The sequence below is a fragment of the Mycoplana sp. MJR14 genome (genome assembly GCF_029210525.1).
Taxonomy (GTDB): domain Bacteria; phylum Pseudomonadota; class Alphaproteobacteria; order Rhizobiales; family Rhizobiaceae; genus Mycoplana.
The window spans coordinates 138,289-151,613 of the sequence record NZ_JARGEO010000005.1; the positions used below are offsets into that span (position 1 = coordinate 138,289).

14 protein-coding genes and 1 tRNA gene are annotated in these 13,325 nt (G+C 64.4%); 7 read left to right on the top strand and 8 right to left on the bottom strand.

Annotation, left to right across the window (positions count from 1 at the left end; genetic code table 11):
• Positions 1 to 266 precede the first annotated feature (266 nt).
• The 3 genes from P0086_RS13970 to P0086_RS13980 all read left to right on the top strand — a co-directional run bounded on the left by P0086_RS13970 (position 267) and on the right by P0086_RS13980 (position 2,787).
• On the top strand, positions 267 to 659 hold the full coding sequence (locus P0086_RS13970) for a cupin domain-containing protein (RefSeq protein WP_275786985.1): 393 nt from the start codon (positions 267 to 269) through the stop codon (positions 657 to 659).
• 76 nt (positions 660 to 735) lie between these two features.
• Complete coding sequence (locus P0086_RS13975; RefSeq protein ID WP_112593822.1) at positions 736 to 1,173, top strand: CBS domain-containing protein; 438 nt, start codon at positions 736 to 738, stop codon at positions 1,171 to 1,173.
• 168 nt (positions 1,174 to 1,341) lie between these two features.
• The gene (locus P0086_RS13980; protein WP_275786498.1) at positions 1,342 to 2,787 is read left to right on the top strand and encodes a mechanosensitive ion channel family protein; all 1,446 of its coding nucleotides are present in this window, start codon (positions 1,342 to 1,344) and stop codon (positions 2,785 to 2,787) included.
• Between the two features lie 36 nt (positions 2,788 to 2,823).
• Here P0086_RS13980 and P0086_RS13985 read toward each other — a convergent pair whose 3' ends face one another.
• Positions 2,824 to 3,837 (bottom strand): helix-turn-helix domain-containing protein, encoded by a 1,014-nt coding sequence (locus P0086_RS13985; RefSeq protein ID WP_148149708.1) that lies wholly within the window; start codon positions 3,835 to 3,837, stop codon positions 2,824 to 2,826.
• On the bottom strand, positions 3,834 to 4,397 hold the full coding sequence (locus tag P0086_RS13990) for an isochorismatase family protein (protein WP_275786503.1): 564 nt from the start codon (positions 4,395 to 4,397) through the stop codon (positions 3,834 to 3,836). Before P0086_RS13990 ends, P0086_RS13985 begins: the two co-directional genes overlap by 4 nt.
• A gap of 335 nt (positions 4,398 to 4,732) precedes the next feature.
• Between P0086_RS13990 and P0086_RS13995 the strand changes: the two genes are divergently transcribed.
• Positions 4,733 to 5,623: an amino acid ABC transporter substrate-binding protein gene (locus P0086_RS13995; RefSeq protein ID WP_275786988.1), complete on the top strand. Its 891-nt coding sequence runs from the start codon at positions 4,733 to 4,735 to the stop codon at positions 5,621 to 5,623.
• 370 nt (positions 5,624 to 5,993) lie between these two features.
• On the opposite strand, the gene P0086_RS14000 is transcribed toward P0086_RS13995, so the two are convergent.
• From P0086_RS14000 to P0086_RS14015, 4 genes are all read right to left on the bottom strand, one after another.
• Complete coding sequence (locus P0086_RS14000; protein WP_275786505.1) at positions 5,994 to 7,031, bottom strand: hypothetical protein; 1,038 nt, start codon at positions 7,029 to 7,031, stop codon at positions 5,994 to 5,996.
• Positions 7,032 to 7,418: 387 nt separating this feature from the next.
• A tRNA-Met gene (locus P0086_RS14005) sits at positions 7,419 to 7,495 on the bottom strand.
• Positions 7,496 to 7,629: 134 nt separating this feature from the next.
• A complete protein-coding gene (gene mnmA, locus P0086_RS14010) occupies positions 7,630 to 8,835 on the bottom strand; it encodes a tRNA 2-thiouridine(34) synthase MnmA (RefSeq protein ID WP_162714610.1) in 1,206 nt (401 codons plus the stop codon).
• 210 nt (positions 8,836 to 9,045) lie between these two features.
• Positions 9,046 to 9,792, bottom strand: a complete 747-nt coding sequence (locus P0086_RS14015; protein ID WP_275786509.1) for a LuxR family transcriptional regulator — start codon at positions 9,790 to 9,792, stop codon at positions 9,046 to 9,048.
• 424 nt (positions 9,793 to 10,216) lie between these two features.
• Here P0086_RS14015 and P0086_RS14020 point away from each other — a divergent pair, with 424 nt between their 5' ends.
• The gene (locus tag P0086_RS14020; protein ID WP_007769470.1) at positions 10,217 to 10,492 is read left to right on the top strand and encodes a DUF1153 domain-containing protein; all 276 of its coding nucleotides are present in this window, start codon (positions 10,217 to 10,219) and stop codon (positions 10,490 to 10,492) included.
• 42 nt (positions 10,493 to 10,534) lie between these two features.
• On the opposite strand, the gene P0086_RS14025 is transcribed toward P0086_RS14020, so the two are convergent.
• Positions 10,535 to 10,987: a paraquat-inducible protein A gene (locus P0086_RS14025; RefSeq protein ID WP_275786529.1), complete on the bottom strand. Its 453-nt coding sequence runs from the start codon at positions 10,985 to 10,987 to the stop codon at positions 10,535 to 10,537.
• A 199-nt stretch (positions 10,988 to 11,186) separates the two neighbouring features.
• Between P0086_RS14025 and P0086_RS14030 the strand changes: the two genes are divergently transcribed.
• Positions 11,187 to 11,468, top strand: a complete 282-nt coding sequence (locus tag P0086_RS14030; RefSeq protein WP_148149704.1) for a GNAT family N-acetyltransferase — start codon at positions 11,187 to 11,189, stop codon at positions 11,466 to 11,468.
• Positions 11,469 to 11,598: 130 nt separating this feature from the next.
• Here P0086_RS14030 and P0086_RS14035 read toward each other — a convergent pair whose 3' ends face one another.
• Positions 11,599 to 11,949 (bottom strand): flagellar export protein FliJ, encoded by a 351-nt coding sequence (locus tag P0086_RS14035; protein WP_112593813.1) that lies wholly within the window; start codon positions 11,947 to 11,949, stop codon positions 11,599 to 11,601.
• Between the two features lie 526 nt (positions 11,950 to 12,475).
• Between P0086_RS14035 and ctrA the strand changes: the two genes are divergently transcribed.
• Positions 12,476 to 13,174 (top strand): cell cycle two-component system response regulator CtrA, encoded by a 699-nt coding sequence (gene ctrA, locus P0086_RS14040; RefSeq protein ID WP_097137390.1) that lies wholly within the window; start codon positions 12,476 to 12,478, stop codon positions 13,172 to 13,174.
• The last annotated feature ends 151 nt before the right edge of the window (positions 13,175 to 13,325 follow it).

Below are 13,325 nucleotides of genomic sequence, written 5' to 3' on the forward strand. Positions count from 1 at the left end.
CGCGGCCGCGATTCCTCGCAATTCGGCAAACCGCACCGATCGCTCCGCACACCTGACCCCATGCGTTGGCATAGGCCGACAGACACCCCGGTAGAATGGTCCGTGGCCGCCATCAGGCGCATTCTTCCGGCCGAAGGACCGCAACGGGACCGGTCGGCCAAGACCGCTGCGCCGGTGCGATGCCTGTTGCCGTCGCGCCTCGGGGCGGGGCGCGATTTTCGACCTCTCTGGAGAATGTGGCGATGCTCAGGATAGCAAGCTGGACGATGGCCATTGCCCTCGCGCTCGTCGCAGGTGCTGTGGCCCAGGACGCCGCCGACGAGGAGGCCACGGTGACGCTCGTCTACGACCAGGTGTTGCCGAACGTGCCGGGAAAAAGCATTCGTAGCGTGCTCGTCGAATATGCCCCCGGCGGAAAGTCGCCGGCCCACACCCATCCGCAATCGGCGTTCATCTATGCCACGGTCCTGGAAGGGGCCATCCGGAGCGGCGTCAACGACGGGCCGGTGAAGACCTACAAGGCCGGCGAGAGCTGGTCCGAATTTCCCGGCGACCGGCACAGCGTCAGCGAGAACGCGAGCGCCACCGAACCGGCGCGCCTGCTTGCGGTCTTCGTCCTCGACACGAGCGAGACCGAACTCGCGACCTACAAGGACTGATCCCGCACGCGATCGGGGGCCGAATATCGGGGCGCCGATCGCACCTTTTTGAAATCTGCCTGGACTGGAGCAAACGATGCGCATCGAAGACCTGAACGCAAAGACAACGGATCGTCTGATGGTCATCGATTTGCATTCGACCCTGCAGGCCGCCGCCCGCGCCCTCTCCGAGCCGCGCATGGGTCTGGCGATCGTTTCCGACACGCGGGGACGGGCGATGGGCGTTCTCAGCAAGTCGGACATCATCCGCCATATTGCCCTGGAGCGCTCCGCGAGCGTTTCGGCCGTGGACATCATGAGCCGCGACATCATCGCCTGCCAGCCGGACGACGACCTTCAACAGGTGTGGCGCACGATGGCGCAGCGCAGCCTGCAGAACATGCCGGTCCTCGGCAGCCGGTCCGAACCGCTCGGCGTGCTCGCCTTCGACGACGCCACCAAGGCCCTCTACGAGCAGGAGGCGTTGGAGGAACAGATCCTCGTCGGCTACATCGCCGGGATCGGCTACCGCTGACAGGCCACCGACAGGCCACTGACCCGGCCACTGACCGGCAGCCCTTGAGCGGATGTGCCGCCGCGGCCGGCAAGGCACCGTTCGAACGCCAAACCCGCGCACGACCGCCCGCCTGGTGCGGGCGTCGGCGCCCGTCCCCTTCATCAGGCTTGGAAAGCACCGGTTGCCATGCGCGATCTCCTTCTCTCCCCCCTCGTGCAGATCGTGCTTCTGGGGATGGCCGGCATCATCACCTGGCACCTGCAGGGTCGTGGCCGCCCGACCGCGCGACTGGTGACGCAGATCGCGTTCTTTGTCGCCATGACGGCGGTGCTGGTGGCCAACGACATCGCGCCGACGCAATATCAGCCGGTCAACAGCGGCAGCGACTACCTGCTGGCCACCGCCAAGCTGCTCTGGTGGATGCACCTCTCCTGGGCGACGATCGGCTTCGTCCGCATCTACGTCGTCCTCGACGGCCGGCCGCGCGAAGCGCGGATGCTCCAGGACCTGATCGTGGCTGCCGTCTATCTCGGCGTCACGCTGTCGATCCTCGCCTATGTCTTCGGTATCGCCATCGGCACGCTGGTGGCAACCTCGGGCATCATCGCGATCATCCTGGGCCTGGCGCTCCAGAGCACGTTGAACGATCTCTTCTCCGGCCTCGCCCTGACGCTCGGACGGCCCTACGGAATCGGCGACTGGATCCTGCTGTCGGACGGCACCGAGGGCCGCGTCGTCGAAAACACCTGGCGCTCCACCCACATCCTGACCTCGGCCAACAACGTCGTGGTTCTGCCGAACAGCTACCTGGCGAAGATCGGGCTCACCAATGTCAGCCGCCCCGATGAGTCCCATCAGGTGATGCTGCCGCTGCGCATCCGGCCGACGCACAGCCCCGGTTTCGTGCTCGAAGCCCTTCGCAAGGCGATGCTCGCCTCCAACCGGACCGATCGCGATCACCCGCCGGTGGTCGTCCTGAAGCGCATGGACGCCCTGGCGCTGGACATCGACCTGCTGTTCCACGTCGCCCACAACGCCGAGCGGGTCGCGGCCAGGAACGAGATCGCCGACCTGGTCTATCGGCAGTGCCAGGCGATGGGGATCGCCCTCGCCCTGCCGGAGACGGCGACCGTTCTCGTCAATGACGCCACCGCCGCCCCGCCTGCGCCGCAGACGGCGGAGGACCTCTTGCAATCCAGCCCGGTCTTCGAGCACCTTGAACGAAGCGGGATCGAGACGATCGCCCGCGGCGCGCGCCTGCGGCGCTTCGAGGCAGGCGATCCCCTGCCGCTCGGCGGGGCGCCAGCGCTGATGATCGTCCGCTCCGGCGCCGTCGCCGGTCTGCAGGGGGAGAACGAGGGGGTGCGGCTCGGTTCGGGCGAGCTTCTCGGACGCCTCGGCGACGCCGATGAACCGCTCGACTTCAAGGCGCTGACCGAGGTCGAGACCTTCGAGATCGACCGGCAGGCGCTGGAAACCGCCCTCGGCGACCGGCCCGCCCTTCGCACCACGCTCGCCAATCACATCGCCTGGCCGACCCATCCGGCCAAGGCGGAGAGCCATCTGGAGCACAACGGCAAGAGCCCCTCGGCATTCCTCCGCACGATCCAGCACCGGTTTCGAAGGCGATAGCAGCGGCGGGGAGCCGCCACCACCGCGCCGCCGTCCTCAGCGCATCTGCTCCGGAGAGGCCGCGCGCAGGCGGGCCGGCGCCACCGGATAGAGACGGTTCCAGGCCCGGCGAAACTGGCGCGCGGACGAAAAGCCCGCACGTTCGGCAACACTCTCCATGTCGAGCTGCGAGCCGATCACCAGTTCCCGGGCAACGGCGAGGCGCATCCGGTTGACGTAGTCGACGACGCTCATCTGGACATGCTCGTTGAACAGCCGCGAGAGATTGCGGGGGCTGGTGGCGGCCACCTTCGCCAGGGTCTCGACCGACCAGTCGCCGGCAGGCGCGGCGGTGACGGCGTCCTGGGCCCGGTGAATGGCCGGGTGAATATGGTTGCGCCCCTCCAGCCAGGGCGAGAGCTGCGGATCGGCGCCGGCCCGCCGGAGATAGACGACGAGATTGCGCGCGACGGCCAGCGCCGTCGCGTGGCCGGCCTCCCGCGCCACGATCGCCAGCATCAGGTCGATCCCGGCGGTGACCCCGGCGCTGGTCAGCCGGTCGCGATCCTCGACGAAGAGCCGGTTGTCCCGCACCCGCGCCGTCGGCGCCAGGCGGACGAGCGTGTCGAGCAGGCTGTGGTGCGTCGTGCATTCATGGCCCTCGAGCAACCCCGCGCGGGCGATGAGAAGCGCGCCGGAGCAGATCGTCACGAGCCGCATTCCGGGCCGGATCGCGCGCTTCAGCCAGCGGACGATCTCGGCCTCCAGCACGGCATCGCCAGGCCGCGTGTCCGCCTCGGAGCCGAGCGGCTCGTCGACGGCGCCGGAGACGACGACGAGCGCGTCGTCCGGCAGTTCGGCCGGCAGCGGCCGGATGCCCGAGATCCCGAGCCCGACCGACGCCGTCACCGTGTCGGACGGCCCGACATAGGTGACGGCAAAGCGGACGGCCGCTTGCTCGATATTGGCCCGTCGCAGGACCTCCATGGGACCGGCGACGTCCAGAAGCAGGACGCGCGGCGGCACGACGAGAAAGACGGGAACCTGCCGTGTCGCCGCGCCCTTGCTCATGCTGCGGCCGATCTCGCTTCGCCGGCGAGCGCCTCTTCCACGCTCACGATGCGGGCGAACCGCCCGGCGAGCACCAGTTCGGTTCGTGCGCGGATCTCGGCGGCGCTCCATTCCCGCCCCGACCGGTCGACCATCGGGAAGGTCAGGGTCGCCTCGCTGACGAAGTCGACCGCATAGCCGAGGTCGGAGGCATGCCGCGTCGTCGTCTCGCAGCACTGCTCCGTGCGGATGCCCGAAACGATGACGCGCCGGACGCCGTGCCGGGTCAGCCAGACGTCCAGCCCGCTGCCGACGAGCGCGCTGTGGCGGCGCTTGCGGAACACCGCGTCCGGCGCGATCTTCAGCGGCGCGATCGCCTTGACCAGGCCGGAAGCCTCGCCGAACACCCCGCTATCCTCGACATGGAAAATCTGGACGACGGGGATCCCGGCCGCCTTCGCCCCGTCGATGAGGGCCTGCTGCCTTGCGATATAGGGCGCGAATTCGTCGTCCCTGAAATAGTCGCGATGACGGAACGATTCCTGCGCGTCGATGACGAGAAGTGCGGTCTGATAGGACATTTTCTGATCTCCGTAGGTTTCGAGAAACCAAACCTACCCACCGGCAAACAGCTCAGAAAGCATGGTGCCGGACAGATTGGGGACATATCACGCCAAGGTGGGTGCCGTCGACGGCCCTGCGGCCGTCACGTGGCTCTCGCCGGCGGCCGCAGGAGAAGGAGGCTGTCGCGCGTCCGCTGTGCGCGCCAGTCGCGGTCACGGCGACCGGCCTTGCCATCGACACGATGCCGCCGAGCGGGGCCAGGCGTCCTCGGTTGACATATGGGGGGCAGCCCATAAGCTGCGCGCAGGCTTTTGAGATCGACACCGTTCTTGCGGAGATTGGGATCATGCAGATGCCCCGCCGTATGGTCAAGCGCATGACACGGCTTCTGCTGGTCGGCCTCGCCCTTTGCCTGTCGCCTTTCGCGGCCGCCGCCGCAACGCTCGACACGATTGCCGCGCGCGGAGCCGTGCGCATCGGCTACATCGCCGACCAGGCGCCCTTTTCCTCCGGCCGGCCGGGAGCCGAACCGGTGGGATATGCCATCGACCTCTGCGGCAGGATCGCCGACGAGATCGAGCATCAGTTTCCGCAGCTGAGACGCGACTATGTCGAGATGACGCTCGCCAACGGCTTCGACGCCGTCAGGAATGAAGAGATCGACTTGCTTTGCGGGTCCATCACCGTCAACTTGAACAGGCGGGAGACCGTCGATTTCTCCCAGCCGATCTTCCTCACCGGGGCGAGCGCGCTCTTGCGCAAGGATTCGCCCGACTACCTGCAGACGCTCTTTCTCGACGGCCCCGCCGTTCACGCCGTCAGCGAGCGCGTGGCGACGAACGTCATCGGCATGCGCGCGAACACGACCACCGCAGCGGCGCTTCGCGAGGCGCTTGCAATCCAGGAATCGAAGACGCGGCTTGCCGATTTCGCCACGCACGAGGACGGCCTCAAGGCGCTGGAGGACCGCAAGATCGATGCCTACATCGCCGATCAGGTGCTGCTCATCAGCCTGGCCAAGCGGGCGCGCGACCCGTCCGCGCTCGAGGTCGGCGATCGCATGTTCACGCATGAACCCTATGCCATCGCCCTGCGCCGCGACGACGCCGACTTCCGCCTTCTGGCGGACCGCGCGCTGACGGATTTCTACCTGTCGGACGATTTCCTGCCGCTGCTGGAGAGCTACTTCGGCACCGAAGCGCCGATGCTGCACACGCAAATCATCATGCAGCATGTGCCATAGGTCGCCTGCAGCGGGCGGGAGCTGGTTTGACAGATGGTTCCGGAAAACCGGGAATATCCGGGATTGTCTGGGAGTTGGCGATAAACAACTGAAAATCAAGCGACTGCGCGGTGCGGTGCGAACAACGCCCGCGGTGGAATTTGACAGCTGGAGGCCGCAAATACGGCCCGCCAGGTCGCCGACGGGGCAAATTTCGCCGCGGTTTCAATTCTATCAGCAAGAATTCCCGAAAGGCGTTTGAAGCGTCTTCAAAGTACTGAGAAACCGGGAAAAGACTGTCGGGCTCTCTCTGTCGCGATGGAGCCGCGGAGGCTGCTGCCGCCGGGATTTCCAAATTTAGGTTGGAACTGGAACAGGCGCGACACCCTGGTCAGAGCCCCGCCCAACCTTGCAAGTATGCGGCCAATAGTGTGGTGGCCACGCCGGCACTCACCGCCGTCAACCACGAGATCGCCGAGGGGAAAATGCGCCCGAAGAACCCTGATTGTTTTTTACCAAGGTAGAGAGCGGAAAGCGGCAGGTAGTGCATGTGAACCCAATTCAAAGCCCAGACAATGACAAGAACTCCCACCATGAAGATTGCGCGGTCGGACAAATTGGATAGGCTCGGCAGTGTCACGACTGCACCGAGAATAAACAACTGATTTAGTCCGCCAACACCGAAATTTTTGAAGTTTGTCGCATATGTTCTTTCAAGCGGTCTGACAGCGCTCCTAATTTTTTCTCTCATTCCTAGGACCCACGCCTCGTCCCCACCTTGCGTGAATGCACTATTCGCCTGAGGTCCAAACTCAATCTGTGCAATCCTGTTCAATCCCGATGGTTCGGGCTGTTGGACGTATAGTTTCATCAAGATCGCCGTATCGGTTTTGAAAGCCATTTTCTTGAAGTCGGGCAAGAAGCGCGACACTTCAGAATCGGTGAGGATCGTCACAACAACAACGGCACTGCTGAACTCACGTTGCAAATCATCGGCAAGAGCAGTCAAATCAGCACGGTCGACTTGAACGGCGCCAAAACTAGCACGCGCCGTATACAGTTGATCTGGAACAGCGCCGGGATTGGCCTCAGCCGACTGATCCGCTTGATCGTGCGGATGCAGAACAAACGTCCCAGCTGCGCCGATGTCGGTCGACCATTGCCCAGACATTGATCCCTTGGCGTCCAAGACCGCTTTAGCAGCAAGGACTCCGAAGGAAACCCCCTCTCGTTTGGTTTCGGGGAGTCCATTCAACAGAAGTTCCTGGCCGTCAAAGGTGCCTGTCACACGGTAGACGGTAAGGCCGACATCTTGGTCGTTTAGTCGAAGTGTTCCCGCAAGATGATTGTCGTCACCCTCAAGTTGAACAAAGAGGTTACCGGTATTGGTGCCAAAAGCACGCCCTGCCCACAGCCGACCTAGTGTCATTTTCACTACCGTAAGTGTTTAGAGGCAGAGCGTACCAACTACCGGCGGCTGCTACAAGACGGGGACTTCGCGTATGGCGTGGGCATGCGCTTTCTCAATGCCGTCTGCGCCGCCTGGCGGCGCGGCGACAACCGCTACGGCCGACCGATGCCGACCTTGTTCCACACTTCCCACCCCGCGCTCGCGGGCGCGTTGCGCCGTGCCCCAAATTGGACGCAGGTATCGGCGCACGGCGAGTTCCGAGGTGGGCGGTCAGGCGCCGTCGTCGGGATCATGGGCGGCCATTGGCGCGCCTCTCAGGGCTTCCAAGCTGGTTTGCCGGAATTTCGCGCCCGGTTAGACAGGTACGCTCTGCTACCTATGTCTCCGGGTCGGACAGGGCGAGAATGGTAGCGGAGGAGGGATTCGAACCCCCGACACAAGGATTATGATTCCTCTGCTCTAACCTACTGAGCTACTCCGCCGCCGGGCGAAACGGAAACGGCGCTTGCGTTTTCCGTTCGGGACGGGCGGCTTATAGGGTGCCCGTCCCCAAGGTGTCAAGCGCCGTTTCCGGCAAAAGTGCGCGTCTGTGCAACGGCTTGTGAATTGGGCTGTTTCAGGCTGCGACCGGCGTCGACAGGATGCGCTGCAGCGCCGCTTCCGCAGCGGATTCGCGCTCGGAGCGGGCGATGAAGCCGCCGCCGTAGACGCGCGCGTCCTCACCCTCGCCCGAATAGAGCGCGCAGGCCTGGCCGGGGGCGACGCCGGCCTCGCCCTCTGCCAGCTCGACGTAGAGCCCGCCTTCGTCCTGGCGGAGCATCGCCGGGCGTGGCGGACGGGTCGAGCGCACCTTGGCAAAGCAGGCAAAGCCGCCCGCAGCGACCGCCGCAAGTTCGCCGTCGCCGAGCCAGTTGACGTCGCGCAGGTAGAGCCGCTTCGTCTCCAGCGCCTCCTTCGGGCCGACGATCACCCGGCGCGAGCGCGCGTCGAGATAGACGACGTAGAGCGGCTCGCCGGTGGCAATGCCGATGCCGCGCCGCTGGCCGATCGTATAGTGCAGGATGCCCTCGTGGCGACCGAGCACGCGGCCGTCGATATGGACGATATCGCCGGACAGCGCCGCATTCGGCTTCAGCTTGGCGACGATGTCGGAATATTTCCCCTGGGGCACGAAGCAGATGTCCTGGCTGTCGGCCTTCTTGGCGACCACGAGCCCCATCTCCTCGGCGAGCGCCCGCGTCTCGGCCTTGGACAGGTGCCCGAGCGGGAAGCGCAGGTAGTCGATCTGCTCCTGGGTGGTGGCGAAGAGGAAATAGCTCTGGTCGCGCTCGGCGTCGACCGGGCGGTAGAGCGCCCGGCGCGCCGGATCGGACGGCGTCGGATTGGGCCGCGAGCGGATGTAGTGGCCGGTCGCCAGCGCATCCGCGCCGAGCTCGCGGGCGGTCGCCAGCAGATCGGCGAACTTGACCGTCTGGTTGCAGGCGACGCAGGGGATCGGCGTCTCGCCGGCGATGTAGCTCTCGGCGAACGGGTTGATCACCGTCTCGCGGAACCGCTTCTCGTAGTCGAGCACGTAATGGGGAATGCCGAGCGTCTCGCAGACGCGGCGGGCGTCCTCGATATCCTGGCCGGCACAGCAGGAGCCGGCCCGGTGGACGGCCGCGCCATGGTCGTAGAGCTGCAACGTGATGCCGAGAACGTCGTAGCCCTCGCGCTTCAGGAGGCCGGCGACGACGGACGAATCCACCCCGCCCGACATCGCGACGACGACGCGCGTATCTTCTGGCTTCCTGTCGAAATCGAGACTGTTCACGCGGTCCATCCGGGGTTGTCCAAGGGGGTCATGCCGGGACGCCTGGATAGGGCGATCGCTTGCGGCCTTCCCTGCCCGCCTGCGGGCACTTGCCGCGACATATAGAAACTTGCGCCGCCGGGGGCAAGAGAAGGCTTGATTCGGGCGGCCCGGCTGCCCGCGGCCAAATGATGCGGGGCGGGCGGCTGGCTGGGCTGCGGCGGCTCTTGCGGCGTCGCCTCAGATCAGCTTCATCCGCATCGCCGAGGCGATCGCCTGCATCCGGTTGACCGCCCCCAGCTTCTTTGCCGCCGACTTGAAGTAGCTCGAGACGGTGTAGGCGGAGATGCCAAGGATGATGGCGATCTCGTCGCTGCTCTTGCCGGCGGCCGCCCAGCGCAGGCATTCGATCTCGCGGCCCGACAGCCTGTCTTTCACGACCGGATGGCGGACGAAAGTCTGCTCCAGGCAGGCAAAAAGCTGCACGGCGGCGAAATAGAGCTGCGGCAGGTCATCCGGCCGGCGCAGCGGCTCCTTGCCCGAAAACACCATGGCGAAGGGCTCGCCGGCGGTGGCATGCAGCAGGAACGCCAGGGACACGGCAAGCCCGTGGCGGTCGGCGATGGCAACGGCGGCTTCGTTCGCCGGACCCGGCTCCTTCGGCGCCAGCAGCGCGCGGTCGCCGATCACGGGGCGGTTGGTCTGCGCCACCTCGGCCACCAGCCGGCTCGTGTGATAGAGGCCGAGCTCGTCATAGCCGCGCACCAGTTCGGCCGGCCAGTTGCTGATCACCAGCCGCTCGGAAAACCGCCTGCGGTCGCCGTCCGGCAGGCGGGTGAGAAGGAAATGACTGAAGCCGAAATGGCCGGTGCAGCGGCGCAGGAGCTGCAGGACCTCGTATTCGGTCCTGACGTTCTCCAACTGCGCATCGCCCAGGAAGGCCGGCGCCCAATGCGCAAATGTCGTTACCTCGTCAGGCTGTCTCATCTCGTGCTTCCACTTGCCGTCGCGGTCACAAAGCCGACTTGACCGCTGCCCGGCCTGCGCCGGGGCGTGTGCGGTATCGTCATATGCATGGGAGACTGTGCATTCCCGAAGACGGGGACACGGATCGACACGACGCATGCATATAGTCGCAAGGGCTTTGCGGTTGGATCGGACGGATACTACCCCTGACTTGCGCGGGGTCTACCAGAAGCAGCACGAAATTGAAAATAGTCAATTCTCATGGCTGCACTGCATTCCGCGGCCGGCTGCCGCATTTGCGCCCGCCGTCCGGGCCTGCCGGCGAAGCAGCGTCTTCACGCTGATCGGTCGAGTTCTTAGCAAATTGTTACAATGTGCTTAGGCAAATTTTAAATGTGGCGAACTACAGTCGGCCCATATGGTCTTGTGTGTAGTAGAGAGTCCTATGACCGAATTGATACGACCCCGCGTGAAGTATGTCATCGGCCCCGATGGCAGCCCGCTGACGATCGCCGACCTGCCGCCCGCGAACACGCGGCGCTGGGTGATCCGCCGGAAGGCTGAAGTCGTCGCCGCTGTCCGCGGGGGCCTGCTCAGCCTCGAGGAAGCCTGCGAGCGCTATACGCTGACGGTCGAGGAATTCCTGTCCTGGCAGTCTTCGATCAACGACCACGGCCTGGCCGGCCTGCGGACCACGCGCATCCAGCAATACCGCCACTGAGCCTCAGCCCTCACCGGCAATCGAATTTCCCCGCGGCCGCACTCAATGCGGCCGCAGCCGCATTTGCAGGATCCCCGTCATCACCGCCGAGCCCGCATAGAACCAGAGCCCCGGCTGCGTGAAGGCGGCCGCCATGCCGCTGGTCTTGGCGGCGAAGATCACCAGCGCCACCAGCACCACATCCATCATCGACCAGCGCGAGATCAGCGGCAAGAGGCGCATGAGCAGCGCCTGGCGCCCGGCATTCTCCGCGGGCGTCGTCGCCTCGAAGGCGACGCCGATGAGCTTGACCACCGGAAAGATCACCGACAAGAGGCCGACGAGCACGGCAAGCGCCCAGTTTTCCTGCAGCCAGAGCGAAGCGATGATGCCGAGCAGCGAGGGCGCCTCGGTGAAGAAATAGAGCTTCTCGAACAGGACGAGCGGCAGGACCATCCCGAACCCGAGCGACACGGCGGAGAGGATGAGGAGTGCGGGAACGACCAGTGCAGCCATGCGTTGCCTCGTTTCGGTTCAGGCATCCATAGCATCGCGCGTGCCGGCTGGCAGCCTCCGCCGGCGGCAGCCGCCGACAATGGCAGACCTTCGAACAGAATTTTCGAAAAGACGCTTTGAGCGCCGCCGCACCGGCCCTACTTCTTCTTCGGGCCGGCCGGATCGCAGGCACGGCACGGAAGGAAGGACAATGGCAGACATGGACATTCTGGACGAAGAGAACGGCGCGCACGGGCGCTACTCGGTCACCGTCGACGGCCACGAGGCGGAGATGACCTATTCCCGCGCCTCGCCGCATCTCGTCATCGTCGATCACACCGGGGTTCCCGACGCGTTGCGGGGACGCGGGGTAGGCCAGGCCCTTTCCGCCCACGCCGTGGAACAGGCGCGTGCCGGCGGCTGGAAGATCATTCCGCTCTGCCCCTTCTTCAAGGCCCAGGCGACACGACACCCGGACTGGAACGACGTCGTCAACCTCTGACGCAGGGGTGCCGGCGGACAGGCAAAAGAAGAGCCCTCATGACCGGCGAAGAGTTGCGGTCATGAGGGCTCGTCCTGCAAGCAGCGCCGCGGGGCGCGCTGGCGTATCGGTCGGTTTGCAGCCGCGACGGTCAGGCGCGGATGCGCACCGCGTTGTCGCGTTCCTCCAGGGCGGCAGCCTTGGCGAATTCGGCCTCGGCCTCCTCGAGCGACAGCTCGGCTGCGTCCTGCTGCACCTTCAGCTCGCGAATGGAGACGATCAGGTTGTCGGCCCGCTGCCGCGCCGCCTTCGCAAAGGTCGGATAGGCAAAGTGATTGGGGTCGGAGATCCCCGACTTCTTTTCTTCGATGGCGATCTGGCTTTCCAGTTCCTTCGACATCCGTTCGAACTCGGACATCATCATCTGCAACTGGTTGAGCTGTCGCCGCTTTTCTTTCACCTGAAATTCCTTCAGGCGAACAAGGCTCTCACGTGACTTCATACGCAATACTCCCGTGGATAGCGAGACCCCGGCATCTGGCGGGCAGCACGCGCGATTGCGCAATGCCCGACCACACAAGCTGAAGGCATGCTTCGCGTGATACCCATGCGCGAAGCAGGCCGCATTTTCGCCCCCGACCGGCCGATCGAACCGGTCCCTACAAAAAAATTCCTGCGATATTAACGAAACCCTACCGCTGGTAACCTTTCGTTTACGGGCATCGTTAATCATAGGCGTCATGATTTAAGGGTCGGTAAATGCAAAACCCAAAATGCCGTAGGCCTTGTAATCACGAGTCGAAAGAGTCGGTTAGCGCAGTTTCTTCACAATGAGCGTGAGGAGTGCGTTTTGGAATTTCGATATGAATTCAGGGTGCTGCTAAAATTATTTAACAACTTCGATCCATCTTGCCAGAGTGAATCAGAATTTGTTAACCATTCGGTGGCAGCCTCAAATCAGGCAACGACTGGATCCGTATCGCGTAGAGGGGCCAGGACACCTTTGAGCGGCGGAAAAGGGGACATAAATGCGCGTACTACTCATTGAAGACGACAGCGCCACGGCGCAGAGCATCGAGCTGATGCTCAAATCGGAAAGTTTCAATGTCTATACGACCGATCTGGGCGAAGAAGGTGTCGATCTCGGCAAGCTCTACGACTACGACATCATCCTTCTCGACCTGAACCTGCCGGACATGTCCGGCTATGAAGTTCTTCGCACGCTGCGCCTGGCCAAGGTGAAGACGCCGATCCTGATCCTCTCCGGCATGGCCGGCATCGAGGACAAGGTGCGCGGCCTCGGCTTCGGCGCCGACGACTACATGACCAAGCCGTTCCACAAGGACGAGCTGGTCGCCCGCATCCACGCCATCGTCCGTCGCTCCAAGGGTCACGCCCAGTCGGTCATCTCCACCGGCGAACTGATCGTCAACCTCGACGCCAAGACGGTCGAAGTCGGCGGCCAGCGGGTCCACCTGACCGGCAAGGAATACCAGATGCTCGAGCTGCTCTCGCTGCGCAAGGGCACGACGCTGACGAAGGAAATGTTCCTGAACCACCTCTATGGCGGCATGGACGAGCCGGAACTGAAGATCATCGACGTCTTCATCTGCAAGCTGCGCAAGAAGCTCGCGAACGCCGCCGGCGGCGCCAACTACATCGAGACGGTCTGGGGCCGCGGCTACGTGCTGCGCGAGCCCGACGGCGACTATCTCGAAAGCGCCTGACAAGCCCTTCCCTTTCCACCGCCCCGAACATGAAACCCGCCTCCTTCAGGCGGGTTTTTCTTTGTCTGGCTGCGCCCCGCCGCCCAGGAGCGGGTCGCACGAGACGACAAACGCGGCAGCGAGGGGCGCTGGCCGCGTCAGGTGCCGATCA